The 216-nt window shown below is 40.7% G+C and carries 1 protein-coding gene; it reads right to left on the bottom strand.

The window, feature by feature from the left end; genetic code table 11:
• Nucleotides 1-216, bottom strand: a 216-nt coding sequence (locus FEZ33_RS12320) for a transposase (RefSeq protein WP_171031405.1), incomplete at both ends; no start/stop codon positions are given.

Below are 216 nucleotides of genomic sequence, written 5' to 3'. Positions count from 1 at the left end.
TGTTCTTTTTAGGCATTACATCAATAATGTTTCTAATAAAGTGAAATGTACAGCGTTGCCAAATAGTCCCTACAAAGACTTTACGAATCGCTTTTTTCAGTCCAGCATGGGCATCAGAAATAACCATAGTTGGTGTCTGTAGTCCACGCGAGCGTAAATCTAGAAAGAAGCGTGACCAGGCTGCTTCGGTTTCTTCTTCTGAGACCATAAAACCGA

This window comes from Ruoffia tabacinasalis, assembly GCF_005864045.1.
Taxonomy (GTDB): Bacteria; Bacillota; Bacilli; order Lactobacillales; family Aerococcaceae; genus Ruoffia; species Ruoffia tabacinasalis.
This window is presented reverse-complemented; position numbering and strand designations above follow the sequence as displayed.